Consider the following 25,345-nt stretch of genomic DNA (forward strand, 5'->3'; position numbering starts at 1 on the left):
CTAAAAACCCCGGTAAAATTTGCATTTTGTAGGCCAATGGCCTATTATTGTATTCGTCATCTGGCAACGCCAGAACCCCCACGGCAACCGCCCCAGGAGAACCCCGAATGCAAGGTCACCCCACGCCCGGCACTGTTAATTTAGACGCTGACTTCAGCGCGATTTACGCCAATACTGTCGGTTTTCTGAGTAGCTACTCTTTGCACGAATTCCCGTTTTTCCAGAGCTCCCGCGTTATCACACCAACCATCAGTCAAACGCCCCAAGCAACGGCATTAGTTGCCGGTCCAGCAAACAATCCAACTTAACAAGGCCGTTATTGGCGGGAAGGCGAAAGCCTGACTGCCACCATGCCGGAAGGGCCTCGGCCCGACCGACATAGAAAGAAGCAGTGACCCGCTCGCCCGTCTTCGGGCATATCTCCGTACTCGCGCAAAGCAATAAGCCCCAACACACCACCCGCTTAAAGCGGGTATTATGGCAATCGTTGAGAGACAGTCAGTGTCTCGCTCTCACTATGCAAGAGCCTGAAGTCCTACTTTTGCTGATATTTATTTATGGTAGTTTATGCGATACCAATTACCCCCACTGGTATAGTGGTTGTAATCAAAATACCCACTGGCTGAGCTAACACCACACAATGATTAAAGCGATCCGCTACTTTGCCTTCTCACTGATTGACAGCCAAAGCGCCGATGCCTTTGTGTCACGGCAGAAAATGAACAATGCCTTGGCGTTTGAGGTCACGCAGACTCAATTAGACGAACAACATGTGTGTGAAGGCGCGGTGGATGTGACCTGGATAGCATCGCAGCCTGTTGGCATTGCCCGCCTGACTGAAAAGGAGCTTGCACGAGCGTTTCAAGATGTGACGAAAACAGATTGGATAAAGGCCGAGGTATTGCCAGCCGTCTACGGTCGGGATGCCCAGTTCAGACACGGAGCCCGCACTCACCAGTGGGCGCCAGACTTTATCAATGCCGTGTCCTTTAAGGTTTATCTTCACAGATCAGGCCAGATGATCAGTCACGGCCGTCCCCGCATGGCTAGAGAGTGCCTGGAACCTGCCGGCCAGGGTGGCGTCATCCTGGGTACCATTGATGACCTCGACACGTTTTATGAAGAGAACCCATACCCTGAGCATGAGCACCCAGCTCAGAGCGAAGATCAGGATCGGATTACACTTTCAGAAACGCTCAGGTATTGTGAGCGCCTTTTAAAGTCCGTGTGCAGGGGCAGCCTTGAGTCACCTGCCGAGGGGCTGCGTTACAAAAAACTGGAAAACCCGATACTTCTGTTGAACGGCGACCGAGACGCCAGCATCAAGGCTCTCTTGTCCGTGTATGACAGCATCGAAACGCTGAAGCCCGACCTGCCCTGCCTTGAACGATTCACCTCGTCCATGATCGGCTCTAAGTCCTACCCTTGCATATCAGTATCCACATTACGGACCACCGGTATTAAGTGGGGCACACTTCAACCATCAGTTACGTTGAGCGATGACCAGACTCGCGCTGTACACGCAAGCCTCAGTATGAAAGAGGGAGACGTGCTTGCGATCAACGGGCCACCTGGAACGGGCAAGACTGCCATTCTTAAAGAGATTGTCGCCAGTGCCGTAGTCCGAAGCGTTCTAACCAATAAGCCACCGCCGCTAATGGCCATCAGTAGCACCAACAACCAGGCAATCCGGAATGCCATGCAAAGCCTGACGAAGTTTTCGGGCGGCGATTCTGAGTTGCACCAACGATGGATACAAGAGGTCAGCGGGTTTGCGGTGTACGCGGTGTCGCAGTATGGGGAGTCGCTGGCGGACGAGCATGATCTGTTCACACTGAGGCGCCTTGACGAACTGGAAGGCAACCTGGACATTCCACAGGCGACGGTTCGCTTCACCCGTAAGGCCAACTCATTTTTAAAGCCCAAACAGCCCCTGACCAGTGTTGAAGAGAGTTGTGCAGCGTTAAAGGAGAACTTACGAAAGCAGGCCCGAACGCAAGCGTGGGTCTTCCGTCTGAGAAGTGAAATGGAGAACTGCCGAACACCGAACGATTTGAAGGGGCTAATTGAACGGTTCACTGCGCAGAAAACGTACTGGATGAGCCAGCATTCGTTGAGCCATGAGTTTTTGAGCTCATGGGCAGCACTATTCAAAGACCTGTCCAGCATTGCGGTTAGCCTGGATCAGCTTATCGAGCTTGATGACCAGATGGCGGAGCACACCAAGGTCATTGCCAGCACGCTGAACGCTCACCCACTCTTGAAACGCAGCAAAGTCCTCGCACGTTCTGTCTGGGGTCAGCGTCTGGCAGCGCCGGCAGTGCGGAAAGCTCTGGGTGAGCTAAAGCTCGACATTGGTTTCGTAACACGGCCGGCCGCTGAAAATCATTATAAAGCCCTCAAGAAACAGCGATTAAGTAGCGCGGTGCAGATGTTAAAGGGTATTGCCCGAGGGGAAACTCTGAAGCACTGGTCAACGCTTGCAGAAGCAGCGTTGGCCGAAGATTGGCGGAGCGACTGGTTCTGGCTGGCCATTCATATCAGGGAGGGGGAATGGCTGATAGAACTGCGGGATACCTTACGGGCAAAAGATCCTGACAAGCGCACGCAGGACAAAGTGATTCGGCGCCTCACTCGGCAAGCCAAAATTGTCCCGGTAATCGTAGCCACGCTCCACAGGCTGCCCAAGGTCTTGTCACATTGGGATGTGGCTCGACAGGCTGAGCTGCCGTTATTCAATGTATTGGACACCCTCATCATTGATGAAGCTGGCCAAAGCGCCCCTGATGTGGCCGCTGCGTCCCTGGCCTTGACGCAAAAAGCTGTGTTGTTTGGCGATCGGGCTCAGCTGGAACCAGTTTGGAGCGTTTCTGAGCGGGAAGATATCGGTAACCGAATTGCGTCTGGCCTACTAACGAAACAACAAGCCAACGGACACAAAGGATCGCAGTTTGGCGCCACCGGTGGGGCCACCTCGGCGGGCAGCGCAATATGGCTCGCCCAAAATTCAACGTGCTTTAACGATGCTCGCGGTGAAGTTCATCGTGAACCAGGCTTATGGTTAACAATGAATCGGCGCTCGGTACCGGATATTCTAGGGCTCAGTAACGAGCTGTGCTATGAAGGACGGCTAACGGCCTCGCGATCAGCGGATACCCTCTCACCCTTCCCTGGCCTCAGCGTTATGGATATTGCCGGCCGGTGCACTGAAAGCATGGGTTCCCGCGTAAACCCCTTGGAATCGATGATGATTGCCAACTGGGTTTCCTGCCAACGTGAAGCCATAGAGTTTGCGTATAAAAAACCGCTGGCGGAATGCCTGGCGATCGTTACACCGTTCAAGGCGCAAGCTGATCATCTAAGGGCCCGTATTCAACGGCAGTTAGGTAAAGACAACGGAGTAACGGTTGGGACGATACACTCACTGCAGGGAGCGGAGCGCCCGGTCATTGTGATGAGCCTGACATACACAGCTGAAGCTCATCCGCAGTCTATGTTTTTTGACCGAAATCCAACGATGCTTAATGTAGCCGCATCCCGAGCTCAAGATTCATTCATCGTGATGGGTGACCTTGATACGCTCACCCGGGCTCAGGGCAGCGCAAAAGTATTAGCGGAACACCTGCAGACCAAAGCAAGCCCACTGCCATGGTCACCTTGGCATTCTGATATGACAAGCCACGTCGCGACAATCTGGGGTGCCGAGGCCACGGCGTCTATTATCCACTCGCCAACTGATAATGCTCTGATCATGGCGTTGAGCGATGAAACGATTGGCTCCATCATCGTCAGTACAAGCGCAATGGAGTGCGAGTCATTACAAAGACTCGGCAGCGAGATGAACCGGGCCGCGCGACGAGGGTGCAATGTCACGTTACTGGTTGGCCAGAAAACAGTCATGAGTCACCCCGATGCGGAGCGTATAGGTCGCGGATTTGACGCGATGCAGTCCAACGGAGTCAGCATTCGGTACATGTCGACGGTATTAAGCAATCGCGCCTGCTTAAGCAATGGAATGACGTTGATCACATCAGAATCATGGTTTTCCCATCTAATGCCAACTCAGATACTGTTGGTGCAGAATGACCAAGGGCACGAGGCAAGCCGGATGACTGCGGCGTACAACTTGTCGCCGCAGCCCGAAGAGTCAGTGGTTATCGAGGCGAGTTAACGCGGCCTTAAATCGATTGCAAAGAGATTCATCCATTGAGTCAAGCCAGGTTGACCACTCAAATTGCCAAGTACGGTCACCCACGCCTGAGTCAGCTTCGTGTTCCTCTGCACGTTCAGCCGTAACCGCTGTAAAAGTAGAGGCCCAACCCATTAACCAGCGGGCGGGGAACCCATTCTTTAGCAACCGATCCACTAAGCCTGCTTGATCAATTGAATCGTCATCACCTAAGCACACGTTAGCAGCAAAAATGTAGGTTAATGCCGCTGGCGGTCCATCAGCCCCGGCGCGACCAGTAAGCAAATCATTTGCCCACCAGCGTCGGCGATACGGCGCGCACAATGCGGCTATCCTATCTGGCCGAGCGTACAACCGGTGTAGCCACAATCGAACAATCGCATCTTCATTCGACAGCGCTTGTCGAGCCAAGCGATGAAGGCTCCAGGGTGGAAGCTGAGTTTGCAGTGCGGGGTACCGAATTAAGTATCCTGAAATTTGCTGTATGCGCCTGGCTATCATCAATTGCCAGAGCGGTGTCTTAGGGTAAGTATCACGATTGGCGTAAGCGCGCTCAATAACCACCTGGTCAGCCAAAGATGAGGGGGTGGATAGCTTACCAACATAGTGATCCCACCAAAGACTTTCGGGCTGGCGGACGTGTAGGCCGGACAATGCAGCCTTGGGATCGTCTGGATTTGCCGCTAAAAAAGAATCTGGGTCGTGCGTGTCGGGCAGGAGGTGCGCCGTAAGCCGGTGATCGTCAGTCATTTCTGCGAAGACAGTCAGCATGGTCCGCTGTGCGGCTTGCTGGCCTGGCCGGTCGCCGTCATAGAGACACCGAATGCGCCGCGCGTGTTTTAATAAAAGCTGAACCTGATGCGATGAGAACCCTGTACCCATACCCGCGCACGCCCGAATGCCAAAGGCGGCCAAAGCAATGACATCGGTGTAGCCCTCAACCACGTAGATTTCGTCCTGAGCGATTAGTGTCCGCCAGAATTCGCGCGCTTCAGGGGAGGCCGTAATAAGCGCTCGTGGTGGCGTAAGCGCATACAATAAGCGCGATTTATCGAACAACTCTGATTCAGGCGAGTTGATGTATTTAGCCTTGCTAGCCTCATCCAGCGTTCGACCGGAAAACCCGACAATGGCTCCAGACGGGTCGGTGATCGGAAATATGAGGCGCCCAGTAAAAGGGCTCCCGCCGCCGGTATAAGTTAAACCAAGCTCTGCACAACCCAGTGAAACCTGATCTCTTGAGAGATCCGATAACTCTGGCCTTGCAACCATCGAGTCGAGAAAGGCGAGATTGGTTGGAAAATAGCCAAGTCCGAATGCTGCAGCGAGTGCTGGCGGAATATGACGTTCCTCAATGACAGATATGAAGTCGGGGTGTTCCGCCTTGCCTCTAAAAACATACTGCGCCGCGACATTGATATCCAAAAGTACCGATCGATCCCATGCCTGCCGCTGTGGGCGTCGAACTGCCGGGCCGTTTCGCGGTGTGTATTGCCGAGGCTCAACTTTAATATCAGCCAAATCAGCCAGCTCTTTAATAGCCTGTCCTGTACTGACCAGATTCATTGCGGCATGGAACTCAATGATGTCTCCGGTCGCACGACACCCACGGCAAAAATACAGCCCTTTGGTATCGTTAACGGAAAATGAAGGCGTGTTTTCGTCGTGGAACGGGCAAAGACCTACCCATTCGGCCCCGCGCTTCTTGAGCTCAATGCCGGCCGCCAAAACATGAGTAGAGAGTGAGAGCCGGATTTTTATGCAACGGGGAACGTCGGCATAGGGTGTCATGTTTAAAGATGTCCACTTTGGTTGTCAAAATGATGAATCAACATCGTATAACATAACACAGTCACAGGTTATGATAGGGCTATAGACCGCTATAGAACCAAACAAAGCGAATAGGCCAAGAATGAGCGAAACGACCGGGATTCCACTGACCGAACAGCAGAATGCGATAGCCAGCCACAAGGATGGTCCGATGATTGTGCTGGCGGGTGCCGGGTCGGGAAAAACCGCTACCCTGGTGGCGCGTACCGGCCGTTTAATTGATCAGCATATTAGCCCTCGGAACATCCTGATCACTACGTTTAGTCGTAAAGCGGCGACGGAAATCAAGAAGCGACTCTCCGAACAGTTCGGCATGAACGGCGACGATGTTCGCGTCGATACGTTTCACGGCATGGGTTACCGCTTCATGCAGGATTACAAAAACCTGTTTGGCATCACGGAAGATCAAAACTGGGCCATCATGACCTCAAACGACCAAGGGCGAATGCTTAATGAGATCGCCAAAGATGTTGCTGAGAAAAGTAATATAGAATTCAAGGCAATACGAAAGGATCTTAAAGAAGGATTTAGTTTGTGGAGCCTCATGAAACAGGGGTGCAAATGCCCTGGAAACGTGTCTGACGCGCTTATAGAGCTGGACAAGATGCGGGCCCAGAAGAAAGGCGTCAGTCCGAACGCAGAAAAGGTCACACTTGAAGAGAGGATTGTCGCCAAAGCCCTTGTTCAATATGAAAAAGATAAGCGAGCTGGCGGCTATCTCGACTTTGATGATCTACTGTTGCTGCCGGCGCGCGCGCTGGTGAAGTTTCCGAAAATATCTGAGGGCCTGTCATACCAGCACACGCACATTATGGTAGACGAGTCGCAGGATACGAATCTTGCGCAGTACCTGATGGTTCGCCAGATCGGACAGCACCATAAGAACGTGGTGATGGTAGGTGATGATGACCAGTCAATTTACCGCTGGCGGGGCGCCAAGATTGCAAACCTGCGGCGGTTCATTAAAGATTTTGAAGCCCCCGTGGCGCGACTTGAACAGAATTTTAGAAGTCATGCGCACATTGTTGATTCAGCATCCAATCTGATCAAGCACAACCAAAAAAGGCTCGCCAAATCGCCGTTCTCGGCGACCCATGAGGGGGAAGTTCCGCGCGTCCAGATCAACGAAACAGATCGCGATATGGCTCGCCAAATGGTCAGGCAAGTCAAAGATCTGAACAGCCAAGGCGTACCGCTTAACGATATCGCCATGCTCTATCGAACCAACCGTATGACAACGATACTGGAGCCCGCGTTTAAGCAAGCCGGCATCCCCTACTCCGTTGTTGGTGGCATGAGCTTTTATGAGCGCGCTGAAATCCAAGCCGTAGCCGCGTGCGCCCGTATCGTTTGGAAGCATGACGACTGGCAAGCGCTTAAGTCCTTGCAGCCGTACATAGATGGCTTGGGCAAAAAAGGCATGGAAGACACCATAGATAGGCTCAAGGCCGACGACATGAACATGGTGCTGTTTCTGCTGCATGAGGCCCCACAACAGTACGGAAAAGGTGGTATTCGTCTCCATGAATTCGTGACTGGGGTTTTCAAATCAAGCATCGTGGGCTCTACAGACCAAAGCCAATACCAAATAGCGCAGCGCCTGATTCAATGGATGAAAGACGGCCCAATGGCCATTCTTGACCGCGAAAAAGATGATGTTCTGCGGGTTAAGCGCTCAGATAATCTGGATCAACTACTGGATGAGCTAAGCCACGCGGAACCGGAAGACTTCTTTCAATATATGATTGAGGCACCACTATCGGACTACCTCGCCTCCCAAGAAGGTACCGATCGCGTTACGATGTCCACAATTCATCGCAGCAAAGGACTGGAATGGCCGCACGTTATGATTGCCGGCTTCTCTGACGGTTTAATGCCGCTTGACCAAGGCCTGTTGTCAGGCCGTGCAGCCACGGCCCCAACACCTGCGGATCTGGAAGACGATGATGGTGGTCGACCAGAAGAAGAGCGGTGCCTTGCCTACGTAGCATCTACACGAAGCATGCAAACACTCACGCTGAATCACGCCAACCAATATCATTTCCCTGGCAGTGAGCCTGTGATTCTGGATATTTCGCCGTATGTTGAGGAAATGGGACTTGAGATTACCCAGGAGATGGCAATGAAGTTGGCGGGCGACACCCGTGATTACGATGTACTCCAAAGTCTAAGCCGCTAGTCACCTCTTCAGGCACCTGGGCCCCGCCCGGGTGCTGCATGCACAAAGACTGAAACGCTCATATAGCGCTCCCTCCCCTCATTTTTTGTCAAAATCACCCTCAGAAGCTTGAACCCTATTTTCGCATGGCATAATAGAACCCACTTTTAATCACTGCAGGTGGGCCGATGGCCATGGCACTTAAAACTCTTTTCGCAATGAGCGTGGCCGAGGTACCCAGTGCCAGCCAAATTACGCGCGTTGGTCGTGAATACCCGGTGCGAGAATGCAAATTCCAAGAAGAAAAGTTTTGGGGATTCAAGTCCTTTGACGGTAAGGAAGGCACGGACGAAGAATTTGCCACGCCCTTATATAACGGTCGCTGGATTCATCTTCAGATCGCCAACTTCAAACCCATTATCCCCGGCCCTGTTGTCCGGCGCCATGTTGCCGAAAAAATCAAAGAGTTCACGAAACAGCACGGCGAAGAGCCCGGAAGTAAGAAAAAGCGCGAAATCAAAGAGCAGGTGCGCGACACCTTGCGCCAGCAGGCATTTCAAAAAGAAACGATCCATCAAGTTATTTTTGACTCAAAAACCAATCAGGTTTGGCTAGAGGCTACGTCAGAAACAGTCCAGACAGAAATTTTGCGCGTTCTGCGCCGTGGCCTCGGCAGTCTACCGGCTGTCCCTGTCCTGGAAGTGGCTAACTTACCCTCTATTTTTGCCGGCTGGATAGCGGGTGAACGCGATTTGCCAGAAGGCTTTCATGTTGGCGATAGCGCCAAAGCCATTGATCCAGATGACCCTAAGGCCACCATCACCTTAACGCATGAGGTCCTTCAGGCACCGGATTTACAGAGTATCCTGGGGACCCGAATGGTTAAGCAGATGGGACTAAAGAGCGCCAACATCAGCGCTGTCATCAATGACCAATCGCTTCTGAAGTCTATAAGACTGTCCGTGGAAACGGATGATGCAGACGCAGATGCCGACCACATGATGGCGCTGTGGTGCACAGAAATAAGTGAGCTTTTGGCGATGCTTCGTGCAGACATTGGAGGCAACAAACCCCCCGATAAGCCAGAACCTGAAGCACAGGACGATACTGCTTTTGAAAATACGAATGAGCATGAAGACGGGAGCGTTGTATGAGGTTTGTTGATCGGGTCGTCGATAATCTCGACGCCCTTCTAAGTTATGGACACAGCGCAATCTGGAGAACAAACCCCCGCGAGTTCCTGGATATAGCCACCACCGATGACAACATGACGTTTGTTACCCGTGACGGCGCACTGCTGACCTTACTAAAAGTGAAAGGGCTCACATCCAATCTCTACGATGATGAGCTCAAAGCGGTCATTAACGAAATGTCCGAAATTACCGGTCGCGACTTGATAAAGTCCGGTAACCACAGCTTCGCCATTAGCTTTGAGTTTGACCCAGATGCGGCCTACGCGTACTGCCAGGAATCGTTACGGGCGACAGCACAAACGGGCGCGCGATACGGCATGGGTGGCTTTATGAAGCTGATCGTGGAAGAAAAAAGCCGTAAAATGGCGGAGTTCTGCCAAGTTGAGAACACCTACATTGCCTTGTACACAAACCGAACGGCAATTCATGCCACCGAAATGGACGGTCAGGTAAAAGAGCGCACAAAAGCCATGCGTACGTGGCCGGACATGGCCGAAGCCATGCTACTGGATGTTGCCTACCCGCAACTCCGAGTTGAGCATCGGACGATGGTTCAGTCGCTCGTCAGCTTAATGAGAAAGCTTACGTCACTCAAAGATGTCGGCCTCATGCTGGAGGTTGTGGGTGTTCGTGAGTATCTGAAGGAAGTTCGCAGAATTGCGCATCCCGGAACCTCGCCTAATTGGAAGCCACGCATAGCCTCTGATTTTATGAAGGAAGTACAAATCCCCGTAAAATTCAGTCGGCGAGATCGAAAGAATGCCGACTTTATGATGGCACCCTCCATCGGCTCCCAAATCTTTAGCGAGACGCCGACAACGGTTGGCTTAAAGTATGCGGTGCTCGGTAACCGTATTCACTATTCCACAGCACTATCGCGCGGGCCCACCGACCCACAGACCTTTGATCACCTGCTGCAGCAAGCATCGGATTTGCGATTGCCGTTCCGCATCTGCTTTTCATTCAAAGGCACCGGCACAGGTGTTGATTACCTAAACACCATGCTTGCACTGACATTCCCTTGGCTATCATCGGCCAACAGCCAGGTGAAGGAGTCGTATCAAGCACTGCAGAACTATGAAAAGAAGATGAACGGCGTAGTTCCAGCTATGTTTGTGACGGCCTGCACCTGGGCCCCGGTAAAATCGACGTACAACCAAAAAAACGGGACAACGTACGATCTAACCGAAATTGGCGATCGAGCAACCAAATTGAATCGCGCACTTCAAAGCTGGGGTGGATGCCAGACGACGGATGCGTTTGCGGCACCCATCGAAGCGGTGCTAGCAACGCAGGCCGGGGTTTGGGATAAGCCCATGGGCGCCATAATGGCACCACCCATGCCAGACGCTATTGGCCTTAGCCCCCTGTTTCGACCAACCACCAGCTGGGGCCAAAAGGACGGAAACGTGTTGCTGCGTACAGATAGCGGCCGGTTTCTTCACTACCAGCAAACCAGTGGTCATCAGAGTGCCTGGGTCACACTACTCGTTGGCCCAATGGGGTTTGGTAAGTCAACCGCACTGAACACACTCAACCTGTATTACATCCTGACCCCATCGCAGGAAACTGAGTTGCCATTCTTGCGCTCACTCGATGTTGGCCCATCGTCCCGTTCACTTGTGGACATGGTGCTGGCGTCCGTTGGGCCTGAGCAACAAAACGTGGCCAAATACATACGGATTCAGAACACCAAAGATTATCAATTCAATCCATTCGACACAGTGTTTGGCTGTGAATTTCCGCTACCTAACCACACGAATTATCTGGGAAACCTGATCACGACGATCTGTTATTCGATGCAGTCGAACGACGCTGTGAAAGGGCAGCTCCCTGGCATGGTGAACGCTATTCTTCGCGAAACCTATAAAGCGTTCGCGTCCGCTGAAAATGGGGGTACCCGCCCTCGGATTTACTACGAAAAAGCCAATCAGCTGATTGACCAAAAGATTGAAGAACACGGAATCGAGATAGACGACCGGACCAGCTGGCATGAAATTCGAAACGCCCTGTATGCCGCTGGCGAAACTCGTTCCGCGTTCATCGCACACCGCAAAGCGATGCCCATTTTGTCAGACTTGATCGGAACCGCTAGCGGTGAAAGCATCCGCGGTGACTACCCGGACATGGTTAATGGTATTGCGATACTCGATCTTTTTACTCGCGCTATCCGGGAAGCGTTTGATATGTTCCCTATGCTTCAGGGAGAAACGAAGTTTGAACTGGGTGAGTCCCGCATTATTTCTTTAGACATGGAAGACCTTGTTCCGCGGGAGTTGACGGATCGGGCGATGTGGCAGGCGAGCATTGCGTTCTTCATCGGGTATGACATTTTGACCCGGGACTTCTTCTTCCACGAAGACTATTTAAAATACATCCCTGCCCTATTTCTGAATTTCCACACCCGCAGAGCCAAGGCTCTAAAGACCGCACGCAAGCGATTCAGCATGGATGAGCGTCAGCGGTTTGCGAAGATCCCTACCGCCCAAGCGCAGGTAGACGGCCTGATCGCCGAAGGACGGAAGAACATCGTTGACATTATGGTGGCCTCACAGCTGTTCGAACACCACACGGATCAGTCTATCCGGCTATCAACGTCAGTGATTATTCTCGGTGCCGGCAACATGGACAACGAGGAAGCCGACCAGGTGGCGTCTCGATTTGCGCTCACCAAAAGTCAGGTTGGCGCTATTCGCCGCATTCGCCCGCCAACGAGCAAGGGCGCCGAGGCGTTTATGATTTTCCGGACAAAGGATGGATCGCAAGCCCACCATTGCTATATGTCCGATGGTTCGGTTTATTTGTGGCTGATCGCAACCGAAGGCATTGACCGGGCATTCAGGGGCATAATGTACGAGCGGTTCCCAACAGAAGAAGCTTTGACGCGCTTGGCCAAGCGGTACCCAGGAGGCTCTATTAAGAAAGAACTGGAAAACAAACTGGCCACCATGAACGACGACCCGAGCCAGGATGGTCAGATAACGGCGAACCTGCTGGAACAGATGGCGGACGAATGCTAATTCACTGATCGGTAAGGAATGAATAACTGGCCAATTACTGTGTTGTTAATATGTAGCCTGCGATTTTCTGTAACGTTTTGTGATTTAGTGGATTAAATTCGTACAGACGCTGGATTTCTTCTGGTCTAGCTGTGACAATTATTACTTACTCTTCATCTGGTGGCGAAACTGATCGTATTGACGTCCGACCGGCAGTGGTTTTCAGTTCAGATATTCAAACAGGATTAGCTTAGGTATGGCAATAATACTGGATAGCATAGTGTCAATCACCCGGGTCCCGGTTTCAGGCAAGATTACCGATATTAGGTGGCTCACAAAAAACATCAGTGAGTTTGGCACGGAGACATCAGTTGAACCTGAGCACGTTGTGTATCTGCTGGAATCGTTCGGTGAGGGTGAGGACAGCGCCCCGCAATCGCTGAGTTTTGAACTTGGAGGCGACGAATTCGCCCTCTACATGAGCGGAACCGACGAACTGGCCCGCGAAGTGTATGACTATCTGAAGGTTAAAAAGCACGTTACCATTAGCAGTGTTGTGCATAAAGCGGGCGATGCAAACCAGTTTGAGCGGTTTAGCTGGACAGTACCCGTCACTGTGTATAAGAATTATGTAGCAATGGTATCGGATATGGCCGCGATGACGAACCTTTCCGCGACTAAGAAAGCCTGAAGGAACGGGCTTCTAACCCACATGTACAGTCTGCGCAGAATAATAGCAGCACCAAAAGGCATCGCATCCGTGAGTTTGAGTACCCAGGATCAAGTTTTCTTCGACACGCTTAAGGACTGGAAGTCAGAAGGTGCCGAGCTTTTTATTGGCGGCACCACGACCGGTTCGTTCGTGATCAGTGACGATCGCACCCAGTTTGGCCGGGACCCCAGCCGAAGTTTTAACACGCAATTAGTAGAAGCGATTAAAACCGAATTGGGCGGCACCGACGCTCGCCTGAATTTGCAGCAATCGCAGCGAATGCTGACAACACTCGATCGTTTCCCGCTGGGCATCCATAATACGCACATAGCAAAGATGGATCGCGCCGTGCAATCGGCGCAGAACGATGAAGACGACGACCAGCCAAGCCCAGGGGCGACAAAGTGATCCGCTGACCCGCTAATCCGCCAGCGACCCGAAACCATGCCTAGCATGGTTTTTTTGTGCCCGTGGCCCTGCCCTGACGGCAAAGCCGGAAAGGGCGTGCGCAATCGGGCGCAAGCGCGCCTGATTGGGGATGGCATTTGGGTGGGGAAGGGCACGATCAGGCATTGTCGTCGGTGAGCACGTCGAGGGCACTGGCAATGCCGCGCACCACAGCTGGCGTCAAAGCGCCTTTTTGTATAAGGGTAATGAGCCGTCCGTGCAATCGCACGATGTCGTTACGGTTCGGTGGTATGACGTGCTGGGTGAGTAGGCGCCGCGCATCCCTTGCCGCTTCATCGCGGGTGGACAGCCGGCCGGTCATATCAATCATGTAGCCTTTACCGGTCGACAGCCACTTGGCGCTCACCCCGCAAATCTCTGCCACCTCCATGAAGTACCGGGTGCTCTGCAGATCACCGTTCACCAGCTTGTAGGTGTTGGTTCTTGAAACGCGGATATCAAAGTCCGTGCGCAGCCGCTCCCGCAGCTGCATGGGCTTCAGCCTGGCATGAACCAGTGACACTTCCACCCGAGCCCCCAACCCTGACATGCCCTTGGGCATGTGTACCGGCGCCCCCCTGCCGGGAGCCTCTATTGGCGTGTCTTCAACCATCCTAAAACACCTCTCATTCTTGTACGTTGTCCATTAAGGCTTCCCTCACCCAAACTCCGCCAGCCTGCCAGAGTGTCAACCAAAGGGAACAACCGCATTATCTGTTTTTAAAGGCTTACCTGATCAAAAGACTTGGTTTACCTGATTAAAAACATTGGGTTACCAGATTTAAAAAAGTTTAGGTTGTCCCTTTTGGGTGTCACGGGGTTACCTGGCTTGCTCGATACTGCTTGTTTGCCAGTATCGCATAATCTACCGTAGGCAATAACAAACCCAGTTGATTTAACCCCAAATGAAAGGTGTACCTTATGGACGTATTTGCAGAAGTTAAAAAGATTAACCGCCAGCAGTTCAAAAAAGACGCCACGGTTATCCGTGTTGAAAAGTATGAGCTGGATAAAGACCCGCGTAAGTGTTCCATCATTGGCACCGATATGATGAACATGGACGAAAACGGGGTGCCCAAAAAAGTGAAGGTTCAGTTTCACGACCCTTCGGGCAAATCTTTGGGTATCCAGGATTTCGCGGACGAAGGTTCCATGTCAAACACACTGCCAGGCGGCATGATTCGTTTGGATAAGTTTGTGACGCGTGCCGATGGCTCTTATGTGTGTGGCCACATGCAACGTATTTCAAAGAAGGATGGCCCGCGTACCGATAAGGGTGGCGCTCAACACGATATGGCGATTGACCGTGCGTGGACCAAAATTTACCCGCAGTTGGACGACAAGGGCAACATAGCCATCATTAAGACAGCCACCAATGAATTCAGTCGTGGCCGTGCCTTGGTGATTCCGGAAGCCAATCCGTCTATTGAAATTACCTTCAACAAAGACTTGGGTGACCAGATTAAAGCAGCGGCTACCCTGGCCATTGAGAGCGCACCGGATAAGTCCAAAGCATTCTTGATGTTCCGTCAGTCTGATTTTCCAACCGTCGCTGAAATGGTGATCCCGAATACCAAGAAGAACGAAGCTGGCAATTATGTTCCGATGACCAAGGCTGAACAACTGGCCATTGTTCCAGAATTGAATTTCTTCAAAAACATGATGAAGGTAAACGAAAACCCAGCGGCAGCGGGTTTGGTGAAAGAAGCGGTTGCCGGTTTCCAGTTGGACGTTTACGGCATGCTGAACGATCCCAAATCAGGTAAGCCTCTTGATAAGCCTCGCCTGCAGTCGATGGTCCAGGACACCCAGCGTAATTTTTCGTTACCCAAAAAACCCGGACAAGAACGCCCGGATATGGTGGCTCACAACAAACCGGAATTTAAGTTGGCGGTCATCAGTTATGAAATACCGAAAGCGGATGCCGCTACGACTGCCAGCCTGCAAACGTTGGGTTCCGTACCCGGCGTTACCGCCAGCCCGAACGCAGGCCTATCAGTGACCCCTAACCCGTATTATCCGGCGCCTGGTGCTTCTGCAGCGATTGACGCTGACGTGAACGCAGCGGTGAAGACCAGCGAAGCGGCTCAGGCCAGCAAAGCACAACAATCTGCCCAGGCTGCCCCACAACAAAGCGCACCGGCTGCGCAAGCGCCTGCGGCGGCTGCGGCTGCACCGGCGCCTGCACCGCAACCAGATCAGGCGGATCAAGACGCCGACGTCGACGACGCCATGCTCAACCAAATGGGTGAAGACGACTACGGCTTTGATATGGACGACTTGGAAGCACAGCTAAGCAACCAAGGACTTTAAAAGGGTGACCGAATGCCCCGGCAACTGCCGGGGCTGTTTTGTTTCAGGTAAACCTAAAAATCAGTTTCAGGAGTCGTCATGAGTCAACCTACCCTGCCCTGGCCAAATTTGAGCGCCTATAACCTTCTTTTAACGGTTAACCATGATAAAGCAGGTAACCGTGCCCTGGTGTTGAGGCCCAACGATCCAGAAGAATCGTCTGAGCGGACCACGGCCAGGTTGAACATTTTGGCGCCTAAAATCGATCAGTTTTGCCAAAAAATTGGTAACGGTCAGATCAAATCCCGTGTTTTGCGCGACCAATACTTGGTGTTTACCGGTCCTTTGGTCAACAACCAGGCACTCATCAACCGTTTTTTCGGTCGCCTATTTCCAAAATCGTCAACCATGCTCATGACGTTAGCCCAGGCTGAGTCTGCTGAGGTGGTCCGTAAACAGGCCATGGCACTCTTTAACAAAGATAAGGTTGGCCCAAATACCGCTTTGGATAACCAAGCGCTTATTCAGGCACTCCCAAGTGGTGTGGATTTCCAGCGTACGGATTCGGGCTGCCTGATCAGTGTATTAGGTCAACCAGGCATTGCGGTCGAGATGCCTTCCAGCATCACCAATCAGGAAGCCGTGGCCTTTTTTGAAGACCCCCTAATTTCATATTTTAGAACTCTTGAAACAAGCGATATAGACCTCGTGCGCGAGCGCCAGGTGGTTCTGAAACAGTTTTTGAACAAAGAAAACCTAGAATTTTGGCCCAAGATTGTCGCGAATTTTGAATTGGGTTACCTGAACACCGAAGAGGCACGCTTGAACGTTGCCGAGGTAGCCCTGAAAGCACTCCAGAACAGTGATCCTTCGGTTACCCTGTACCAAAAACTGGACGCCTTAAAAGTTCGTCAGGCAAACCAGGCCCGAGTGGTAGACGACCGACTGGTTGCCCAAATCAAACGTCTGGAAGATGAAATTGACCAGTTTGAGGATGGGCAGCAAGTTGGGGAGCCTAGTAGGGACAACGTACAAGAGAATGATGCGGTTACCGGTGTTGTATTCGATGAAGGTGGCTACCGGGAAATTGGCAAGAACACCGAAGGTGTGAGTTTGTTTGAGGACGCCCGCGGCGTTCGCTCGGTGGTGTCAGGCACGCTGCGCATTCATGAGAAAGTGGCCATTATCCCGACTCGCAACGGTATTGCGATGGCGACGCCGGCGCGCGGCGAAAGCTGGCTGACCGTTGATGAATCCTTGGACGCGGCGCCGGCCGGTCTGCGTTATGAAGACATGGTAAGGGCCGCGTTCAGTACCCGCGTCACCGCGGACGACGCTCACTACTGGCATCCGGTGGCCATCAATCAGGGTGACACCAAGCACCGTTACCTGGCGCGTGCCCGCGAGCGCGGCTATCCGGACGGTGAACTGGAACTGATCAATCTGAAGGAAACCGACGGCAAATGGTTGGCGCACAGTGAGCTTCTATCGCCGTTGAACGAGCTTACTCTGGGGGCTATGCCCTACCCGGCGCCGACCACGCTGGTAACGTTGTGGGAAAATGCCGGTTTTCACTTACCCGTTTCCGGGGTACAAAATGATGGCTCAACGTCAAATGCCGCTGGTAAGGGTGCTAATATTGAGCTTGAACAACTAAATAAGGACGCTGACGATGCAACTGACCCAACACAAACCGCAGGAACTGATGCCGCCACTAACCACGGCGAACCTGGAAATGTGGGACGAGCTGGCGGACTATCTGAACGACCGACAGCTACAGGTGGAAACCCTGGCGCAACAAATGATGATCTACTGGAACTCGGGCAACAACCCGGGACCACTGGGCAATCCGAGCAACCAGCAGAGCAGCCCGAGCTCCCAAGCGGTGCAGGCCGCCTTGAGCCAACCGAACCTGTCACCGGCGCGGACGTGGATGCTCAATCAGATGTTGGAAATAGCGCTGGCGGCCGAGGAAGCGTGGGCAGCGGATCGGAAGGAAAAGAATCAGGCACCTCCGCCAGCGGAGCCGAGCTACCAGACCCAACCGAATCTGTATCGGGCGAGCCAGGCACCGGTGGAAACACTGGAACCGTTTCTGGACGAGATGACCGCTCAGATCCGGACCTTGTTCAAGGCACCGGTGGCGGGGATCTTTTCGGCCCTGGTGGAATCAATGCCGGCGACGCTGATGGAACTGATGGAAGACCCGAAGCAGCCGGCGTTACTCAATCCGATGCCATTGCTGGAAACCCTGTCGATTCTGGAACATCAGTTGGCAACCCAGTGGGGGGATCTGCACCTGCAGTTGCTGGAACAGAATCCGCTGTATCAGAGCGAGTCGATGGCGGAACGGATTCAGGCAGCGGCGCATACGGAACTGCAGACAACGGAGATGATCTCGAGCAGGATTGGCTCGGCCTTGGAGACGCCGACGCCTTTGAAGACTTTGCTCGGGTTGAGCGATTTTACGCGGGCTCTGATGAAAACCCCCGCAGCCCCACTGCACGACTGAGAGATAATGTTACCGCAATCATGCGATTGCGGGAGCTTGAGAAGTCTGGCGAGACACCGACCATGGAAGACCGTGAGGTGATCGCCAATTACTCCGGCTTCGGCGGTATTCATGCCAAGCTCTTTAATCAAGCCACCTATGACGCTCCGGATTGGGTGGTCAAAGCCAATAAAACGCTGCGAAGCCTGACGGAAGACGACACACTCAGTCCGACTGATTACGAATCCATTCGTAAAACCATCATAAACGCGCATTACACCCACTCCGGTATTATTCAGCCGATGTGGGAGGCGCTGGATCGCTTTAATATTCCATTAAACCGTGTTCTTGAACCCTCAGCCGGCACGTTGCAGTTCAAATCGTTCATGCCCAAGGAGCTTGAAAGTAAAGTCACCCACACCACCGCGGTAGAGCTTGACCCGATCACGGCCAGAATTGCAGCAATGATTCACCCGGACGCCACGGTGATCAGCAGTGGTTTTGAGAAAACCACGTTTCCGGATGGCTTCTTCGATTGCGTAATCTCCAACGTGCCGTTTGGCGACTACAAAATATTTGATCCTCAACACCCACTGCGCAAGGAGTCCATTCACAACGCCTTTTTCCTGAAAGGCTTGGACAAGGTTCGACCTGGCGGCGTGGTGTCTTTTTTAACGTCCTCGTACGTGCTGGACTCCAAAGACACCGATGTTCGTAAAGAGATCATGGATCGGGCCCATGTTGTCGGCGCTGTTCGCCTACCCACAGGCACGTTTGATAAGACCACCGGTACCAGCGTGGTCACCGATATTCTGTTCCTGCAAAAGAAAGGTGACTTCGAGCCGAACTACACGCCGTTGAACATCTTGGATGTGCGAACGCTGTCTGCGCCTCTTGGCACGGCCTCATCTATGTTTATTTTTGATGAGGAATTCCAACCTGGTGAGATGGTGCCCCACCAGACGATGAACCAAGTTTACGTGGATCACCCTGAAAAAATCCTGGGTGATTTGGTGGTAATGAGCAGTCAGCACGGTGCTGCGTTGCGGGTAACCGGTGGCGGTTCCGTGTCCGAGCAGCGTGAGCGCCTACGCACAGCCTTTGCCTCACTGCCGACAGATTTGCCATCTCACTCCAGATCCACACTTACGCCGGCAGAAATTGCTGCACAAGTGGCCGCGTCGAATAACCAAAGCATGACGCTGGAGAACTTGCCGGGCGCTCTGAGCCTGCAGGGCAACACCATTAAAGTAAACGTGGTAACAGCCACGGGCGCCGTAAGCACCGAGAATTTGGCGTTGCCGAAATCTGCACAAAGCCGTGTGGCCGCCAGCATCATAGCAATGACCAGTCTTAGCCGGTTGATGGAGCTTGAGACCACAGCGAAGTCGCCCGAAGAAATTACCGAACTCGACGAGCGCCGCCAGCAAGCCAAACAGGACGCTACGGCACTGGTCAGATTGAGCGACGGTAAGAAACCTCTCTCTGGCGCAGGCATGCAGGCACTTGCCGCAGACGCTCGTTTCAAACTGCTACAGGGTGCGATTACTGTAAGCACGGACCAGAAATGGTCACTGGCGGACATTTACTCCAAGAGAACAGTGTCACCGGCAGAAGGCGCTCCCGAATCAGCGGAAACGCTCGAAGACGCCTTGGCTATTTCGCTTGCGTATACGGCCACCGTGTCCGAAACATACATGGTCGGCCTTTTGGCTCACAAAACCAATCCGCCAACCGTAGCGGTTATCCGTACCGCGCTGGTGGAGAAGAACCTCGCTTTCATTGATCCCGTTACCAATCAATTGGAAGAGCGCAGCGTTTACCTGTCCGGCAACCTGCGGCCTAAAATCGAAGCGGTTCAAAACATCGTTGCATCGGACCCCTACTTTCAGCACAACCTTGAAGCGTTGGAAGCGGCACTGCCTGAGCCGTTGAAACCGTCACAGATTAAAGTGGGCCTGGATGCCTTTTGGATACCCAAAGACACCATGAAGGAGTTTTTGAGTGAGGGTCTTGGATTTAACACCGTCGGCACATTCGGCATCCAACCGTTTTTTGACACCCACGTCCGCCACTGGAAATTGGAATCTGCAGGCACCAAGGGGAGCACGTCGCTTAGCAGAATAGCGACGCAACAGAGCCACTTGGCTACAAGTCGGTGGGGAACCACTCGCAGAAATGCTTTTGAACTGCTTGAAAGTGGATTCACTAACACAATCCCAAAGGTTCAAGACCCGATACCCGGCACTGAACCAAGACGCTACCAGATGAACGCGCCGGAAACTCTCAAAGCGCAGAACAAGCTTGAAGAAATTACTGACGTGTTTAACCGGTGGATTTACAAGTCTCCCGAGCGCGCCTCGCGCTTAGCCGACATTTATAACGAGCGGTTCAACACATGGGTACTCAACGACCCAGATGGCAGCCACATGGTCTATCCGGGCATGTCGGATACGTTCAAACCTTACAAGCACCAGAATGATTTTATTTGGCGTGCCGTGTCTGGCCGTAACGCGATGACAGCTCACGTTGTGGGCGCCGGAAAAACCATGCAGCTGATTGGCGCCTCTATTCGCGGCAAGCAAATGGGCCGATGGAACAAGCCGTTGGTGGTTGTGCCAAACCACATGCTTGAGCAGTTTACCAATGATGGTCACAAGATTTACCCAGGCGCAAAGATTCTGGCCATGAGTGCTGCGGACGCCCGAGCAGTAAACCGGCCGGCGTTTGCAGCGCGATGCGCTATGGGCGACTGGGATATGGTCGTGTGCACTCACAGCGTTTTTGAAAAGATCACCATACCCAAGGAAGCGGAAGCGCGAATTGTCGACAGAGAGCTTAGGAAGCTCCGTGAAGCCTTGCAAAGCGAGGACGCTGACCCTAATGGCAAAAACCAAACCCAGAAGAACATTGAAAAAGCCATTGCGCGCCTGCAAGAGCGGCTTGAACGCACCTTGGCGGATATCAATGACAATAAAGAGAATGTTCTGAACCTGGCGCAGATTGGCATTGATTTTATTGGCGTCGACGAAGCTCACTACTACAAAAATTTAATGCTGGATACCAGCCGACAGATACCTGGTGTCTCCAACGCATCGTCCAGTCGCGCAACGAACATGCTGTTCAAATCACAGTACATGCACGAGCTTCACGATGGTCCCTACGGTTTGATGATGGCCACCGGCACTCCGATCTCAAACTCGGTGACAGAATGCTACACCTTCATGCGAGTTATGCGCCCTGACTTGCTGGAAGGCCTCGAAATTCAGAACTTCAACGACTGGATGGGCCTCTTCGGTGAGATTAAGCACGGCATGGAAATCAAGCCAGAGGGCGGCGGATATCACATGAAGTCTCGACTGTCCCGGTTCAAGAACATTCCGGAGCTTATCAAAGCCGTCCGTACGTTCATTGACTTCAAAAGCCGTGAAGACCTCAACCTTCCAACACCCGACATTATTGAAACGCAGGTTGTGGCTAAGCCGTCACCAACGATGGCCAATTTCATGAAGTACATCGAGGCGCGTGCCCGGACGGTTCGTGCTGCAAAGCACGATCAACCCAGTGCGGCTGAGGAAATTGGTAAAAGACTTCGCGCGGCAGTGTATGGCGCCAACAATAAAACGCTAATTGATAAAGAAACCGGTGAAATTGATCCGGACATGATTGAAGAGCCAACAGACGACATCATGCTGACCATCGCCACCGATGGACGGAAGGCGTCCCTTGACCTGCGAATGATTCATCCTGACCTTGAAGATTTTGTTGGCTCAAAAGTCAATTTGTGCGTTCAAAAATGCTTTGAAATGTACACCCAGTATGACGAGCAAAAAGCGGCGCAGCTGATCTTTTGCGACTTCTCAAGCCCCACCGGTAAGGGCATCTTTAACGTCTACGACGACATCAAGGCAAAACTGATTACCGCGGGTGTTCTAGAAAACGAAATAGCGTTCATACACGATGCCAAGACTGATGCAGATAAGGAAAAACTGTTTGCCCAGGTTCGGTCGGGCGAAGTGCGCTTTTTGCTCGGGTCCACACAAAAGATGGGTGTTGGCACCAACGTGCAGGAACGTTTGATCGCAATTCATCAACTCGATCCGCCCTGGAAACCTTCAGATATAGAGCAAAGATTGGGCCGCATGGATCGACAGGGAAACATGTTTGAGACGGCTCACAACTTCACCTATGTCACCGAAGACAGCTTTGATCTGTTTATGTGGGAAACCCTTAATCGGAAGCTGAAGATGATCCGCCAGGCCATGCAAAAGCCGGAAGATTGTGCTCGTGAACTGGATGAAGAGGCCGAGATTGGTTACGAGGATATCCTGGCCGTGACCACCGGTAACCCTGCGATTCGTGAGTTTTTGGAAACCCGGGTTGCGCTGGACAAGTTCAAGCGAATGAGTGACAGCCACACTGACCAGCAAGCGGATCTGGCGTCACGAATTAGCATTCAGGAAAGAACCATAAGAACCCAAGAATCCTACATAGAGGATAAGCGTAAGGAACAAGCAACCGTTAACGACAATCTGCCACTGCATATTGAATTTAGCGGGCCAACGGCCGGACTTCGTGATGGGTCTATGTGTACCGCTGGCGGCCTGGACGGATTGACAGAGGCCATTGCTAACATTGCCGAGCGAGCCAAAACGTATCGAGAGGAAACAGTCGGCAAATTTGGTGGACTGGATCTGGTGGTATCTCGTATGGGGTCAGAGCCTGTTCTGCAAGTCAAACGGTCTCACGGCAAAGCAGAAACCGTGTTTCGATACCTTAGTCAGCAAGATTTATTTAACGCAAAACAAGACGCTGCAGAGGCAAAGCTCGTTGGCGGCACTTCATCCAAGGAAGATAAACCGAAAGACGAAAACCGGGAAGCCGCAAAGGATCTCGTTCGATATATCAACAAAATTGCTCGCAGCAATGATATTGAAAAGAGTGTGGAAGTGCAGATAGCCGCACAAGAAAACTTAGCCAATCTTCACAAGGATTTAGGGCAACCGTTTGCCTATGAAGATGAGCTGAACGATACCCGCAAACGTTATGAAGAACTGTCGGTTGAGTTAGGCGACGCAATCGACGCTGACAAAACCATTGACCCGACTCCCCTTGTAGACTTTGCTGCCCAGATACACGGCCAAACGGGCGCTTACCCTGGCTTGGAATCCGAGGCTCGATCTTTGGCCACTGAAAAAAGCTTTGCTAACAGAGCTGGATGGACTGATGACGATGACATGGGCATGGATGAGGATGAAGATGACTTCAACTACGAAGAAGACGATGACGAAGATAGGATAGCTATCGGATAAATGTGCTTTTTACTGCCGCCAGCCCCGTACTTGTTGTGAGTGGGGTAAGCTGGCGGATAGCATTACATCAGGAACCATTATGCAAGAAAATACAGCGGTCGCCATTACGCCAGAAGCATTGCCGTTCCCAGAGGGTTTTCCAAACCCTTTGCTGAATACCGGCACTATGCAAATTATCGAAGACGCCCTTATCCTCCGGGCACACGAACAGGGCATCACCAATATTTGTGTCCACGGCGCCACACTGCCGGTTACCCAGGGCCTGCGCGCGGACGCTTTGATGCCCATTCTGACCGATTATCTGACGCACACCCTTTACCGACAGATGAACCTACTGTTCGACACCGATCTAATGGAGTCGTTGGTTGTAGAGCGCCTGGAGTCAATGGACCCTGAAAGCATGACGCTGAACGGTTTGCTCGAGACCCTGGAGCGCGACATTCAGCGCCCGCTGTTCTATAACGCCGCTAACGAGAACGCCTTGCTTGGATTTAAAACCCAAGTAAGCACTCTGGCGACAATACCGGCGTCCGTTACGTTGCTTTTAATGGACGCTGCCATTGAGTCTGCTCATAGCCTTTCACAAACACACCAGCTTAATCTTCACGGCGAACCTACGCTTGGCGATCTTGACCTAACGCCGGTCGTGGAAAGCTTGGAAGCTCAGAATGTTAATCCCCGGGTTGTTGTTCCTCAAAATCTTCATGCACGTCTGCGCGATCTAACCGACCGATTAACGAACGAAAGTCGGAATATGAAGTTGGATAGCGAAAAACAGGGTCACGATTCACCAACCACCAATGAGCCGGCATAACACTGGAGCTTTCGATGAACGTTTTTGAAGAAGTTGAAAAGCTATCTGAACGTGGCAAAAAAGCGAATGGCGCTTCCTACGCATCGCTGAGCACGCTGCGCATAGTTAGCAAAGTATTGGGTGGCGTCCTTCATCACAGCGAGGGGCTGTCCCCACGCGAGCTGGAAACCCACGCACAAGCCATGTTAGCCAGAGTCGGCCAGCAAACCACTGACCTCTTTCATAAGCTGGACATGCCCGCCGAAAGCTTTGCCCTGGCATCCATTACCGGCTCAGTTGCCGAAACGATCAGCGAGCATTATCGCCGCATTGGCCCGAAGGCGCTTGAAATGGACTGGTCTTCCGTCCTTGCCAATGCCGCCAGCATGGATGGCATCTGGAAAGAGCCGTCGTTCACCAATTCAGGTGGCAGCGTTGAATTTCGCCGCTCCATGGCGATGATGAACTCACTCTCACCCATGATCAGCGCCTTTCAGCGTTTCAGTTATTTTCACTCCGATCAGGAAGCTGTTATCAAGGATGTCGGTGAAATGCTGTGGCGCACAACCGATGAGTCCATTCAAGATTCGCCCGTAGCCCTGGAAATGGATGAACCGGAACGCGAAATGCTCCGCTCAAACCTACTCAAACGGGCAGGCGAACTTTACGCGGACAGCTGGGACAGCCTTGCACCACAAGCGATGGCCACCTACAAAGAAAGCCCAACTGACCAACGCAGAACCTGGATGACAGAAGGTTACCCGCTAAACGAGGTTAACGATCGCTTTCGTGGTCAGTACCGAATGCTCGAGCAAGCGTTGGATGTAAGCCTGAAAGTTCATTTTGAACACGACCAGCACCAGTCTGCCGGCCCGCATGTAGGGCCCAGCTAAGGATATCCCCGGCGCGATTACGGATGATTGCGCCAA

At 52.5% G+C, this 25,345-nt stretch carries 13 protein-coding genes; 11 read left to right on the top strand and 2 right to left on the bottom strand.

The window, feature by feature from the left end; translation table 11 throughout:
• The first annotated feature begins 107 nt into the window (after positions 1-107).
• Together MELB17_RS16445 and MELB17_RS16450 are read left to right on the top strand one after the other, a co-directional pair.
• Entirely contained in the window at positions 108-308 is a 201-nt protein-coding gene (locus MELB17_RS16445; RefSeq protein ID WP_036185208.1) for a hypothetical protein, read from the top strand.
• Between the two features lie 332 nt (positions 309-640).
• Complete coding sequence (locus MELB17_RS16450) at positions 641-4,171, top strand: DEAD/DEAH box helicase (protein WP_007351435.1); 3,531 nt, start codon at positions 641-643, stop codon at positions 4,169-4,171.
• Here the strand turns inward: MELB17_RS16450 and MELB17_RS16455 are convergent.
• The gene (locus tag MELB17_RS16455) at positions 4,148-5,980 is read right to left on the bottom strand and encodes a DNA primase (RefSeq protein ID WP_007351436.1); all 1,833 of its coding nucleotides are present in this window, start codon (positions 5,978-5,980) and stop codon (positions 4,148-4,150) included. The genes MELB17_RS16450 and MELB17_RS16455 overlap by 24 nt on opposite strands.
• 121 nt (positions 5,981-6,101) lie before the next feature.
• Between MELB17_RS16455 and MELB17_RS16460 the strand changes: the two genes are divergently transcribed.
• From MELB17_RS16460 to MELB17_RS16480, 5 genes are all read left to right on the top strand, one after another.
• Positions 6,102-8,198 carry an ATP-dependent helicase gene (locus MELB17_RS16460; RefSeq protein ID WP_007351437.1) on the top strand — a complete coding sequence of 699 codons (2,097 nt, stop codon included), beginning with the start codon at positions 6,102-6,104 and terminating at the stop codon, positions 8,196-8,198.
• Positions 8,199-8,365: 167 nt separating this feature from the next.
• Positions 8,366-9,331 (top strand): recombination-associated protein RdgC, encoded by a 966-nt coding sequence (gene rdgC, locus MELB17_RS16465; RefSeq protein ID WP_007351438.1) that lies wholly within the window; start codon positions 8,366-8,368, stop codon positions 9,329-9,331.
• On the top strand, positions 9,328-12,390 hold the full coding sequence (locus MELB17_RS16470; protein ID WP_007351439.1) for a hypothetical protein: 3,063 nt from the start codon (positions 9,328-9,330) through the stop codon (positions 12,388-12,390). The genes rdgC and MELB17_RS16470 overlap by 4 nt, the downstream gene beginning before the upstream one ends.
• A gap of 235 nt (positions 12,391-12,625) precedes the next feature.
• The gene (locus tag MELB17_RS16475) at positions 12,626-13,060 is read left to right on the top strand and encodes a hypothetical protein (protein ID WP_007351440.1); all 435 of its coding nucleotides are present in this window, start codon (positions 12,626-12,628) and stop codon (positions 13,058-13,060) included.
• Between the two features lie 69 nt (positions 13,061-13,129).
• Complete coding sequence (locus MELB17_RS16480) at positions 13,130-13,489, top strand: hypothetical protein (RefSeq protein WP_157133329.1); 360 nt, start codon at positions 13,130-13,132, stop codon at positions 13,487-13,489.
• A 157-nt stretch (positions 13,490-13,646) separates the two neighbouring features.
• Here the strand turns inward: MELB17_RS16480 and MELB17_RS16485 are convergent, their stop codons facing one another.
• Positions 13,647-14,141, bottom strand: a complete 495-nt coding sequence (locus MELB17_RS16485; RefSeq protein ID WP_007351442.1) for a hypothetical protein — start codon at positions 14,139-14,141, stop codon at positions 13,647-13,649.
• 308 nt (positions 14,142-14,449) lie between these two features.
• On the opposite strand from MELB17_RS16485, the gene MELB17_RS16490 reads away from it, so the two are divergent.
• The 4 genes from MELB17_RS16490 (at position 14,450) to MELB17_RS16505 (ending at position 25,309) form a co-directional block, all read left to right on the top strand.
• Positions 14,450-15,841, top strand: coding sequence for a hypothetical protein (locus MELB17_RS16490; RefSeq protein WP_007351443.1), 1,392 nt, complete (start codon positions 14,450-14,452; stop codon positions 15,839-15,841).
• 78 nt (positions 15,842-15,919) lie between these two features.
• Complete coding sequence (locus MELB17_RS16495) at positions 15,920-23,623, top strand: helicase-related protein (protein WP_007351444.1); 7,704 nt, start codon at positions 15,920-15,922, stop codon at positions 23,621-23,623.
• A 79-nt stretch (positions 23,624-23,702) separates the two neighbouring features.
• Complete coding sequence (locus MELB17_RS16500) at positions 23,703-24,437, top strand: hypothetical protein (RefSeq protein WP_007351445.1); 735 nt, start codon at positions 23,703-23,705, stop codon at positions 24,435-24,437.
• Positions 24,438-24,451: 14 nt separating this feature from the next.
• Entirely contained in the window at positions 24,452-25,309 is an 858-nt protein-coding gene (locus MELB17_RS16505; RefSeq protein WP_007351446.1) for a hypothetical protein, read from the top strand.
• Positions 25,310-25,345: the final 36 nt, after the last annotated feature.

It is taken from the genome of Marinobacter sp. ELB17 (assembly GCF_000169375.1).
Classification (GTDB): Bacteria; Pseudomonadota; Gammaproteobacteria; order Pseudomonadales; family Oleiphilaceae; genus Marinobacter.

Bases quoted from the DNA above. Each gene is read 5' to 3' on its own strand.
- MELB17_RS16495 (WP_007351444.1), top strand. From the start codon at position 15,920: ATGAGTCAACCTACCCTGCCCTGGCCAAATTTGAGCGCCTATAACCTT.
- MELB17_RS16485 (WP_007351442.1), bottom strand. From the start codon at position 14,141: ATGGTTGAAGACACGCCAATAGAGGCTCCCGGCAGGGGGGCGCCGGTA.
- MELB17_RS16505 (WP_007351446.1), top strand. From the start codon at position 24,452: ATGAACGTTTTTGAAGAAGTTGAAAAGCTATCTGAACGTGGCAAAAAA.
- MELB17_RS16450 (WP_007351435.1), top strand. From the start codon at position 641: ATGATTAAAGCGATCCGCTACTTTGCCTTCTCACTGATTGACAGCCAA.
- MELB17_RS16445 (WP_036185208.1), top strand. From the start codon at position 108: ATGCAAGGTCACCCCACGCCCGGCACTGTTAATTTAGACGCTGACTTC.
- MELB17_RS16455 (WP_007351436.1), bottom strand. From the start codon at position 5,980: ATGACACCCTATGCCGACGTTCCCCGTTGCATAAAAATCCGGCTCTCA.
- MELB17_RS16500 (WP_007351445.1), top strand. From the start codon at position 23,703: ATGCAAGAAAATACAGCGGTCGCCATTACGCCAGAAGCATTGCCGTTC.
- MELB17_RS16470 (WP_007351439.1), top strand. From the start codon at position 9,328: ATGAGGTTTGTTGATCGGGTCGTCGATAATCTCGACGCCCTTCTAAGT.
- MELB17_RS16490 (WP_007351443.1), top strand. From the start codon at position 14,450: ATGGACGTATTTGCAGAAGTTAAAAAGATTAACCGCCAGCAGTTCAAA.
- MELB17_RS16475 (WP_007351440.1), top strand. From the start codon at position 12,626: ATGGCAATAATACTGGATAGCATAGTGTCAATCACCCGGGTCCCGGTT.
- MELB17_RS16460 (WP_007351437.1), top strand. From the start codon at position 6,102: ATGAGCGAAACGACCGGGATTCCACTGACCGAACAGCAGAATGCGATA.
- rdgC (WP_007351438.1), top strand. From the start codon at position 8,366: ATGGCCATGGCACTTAAAACTCTTTTCGCAATGAGCGTGGCCGAGGTA.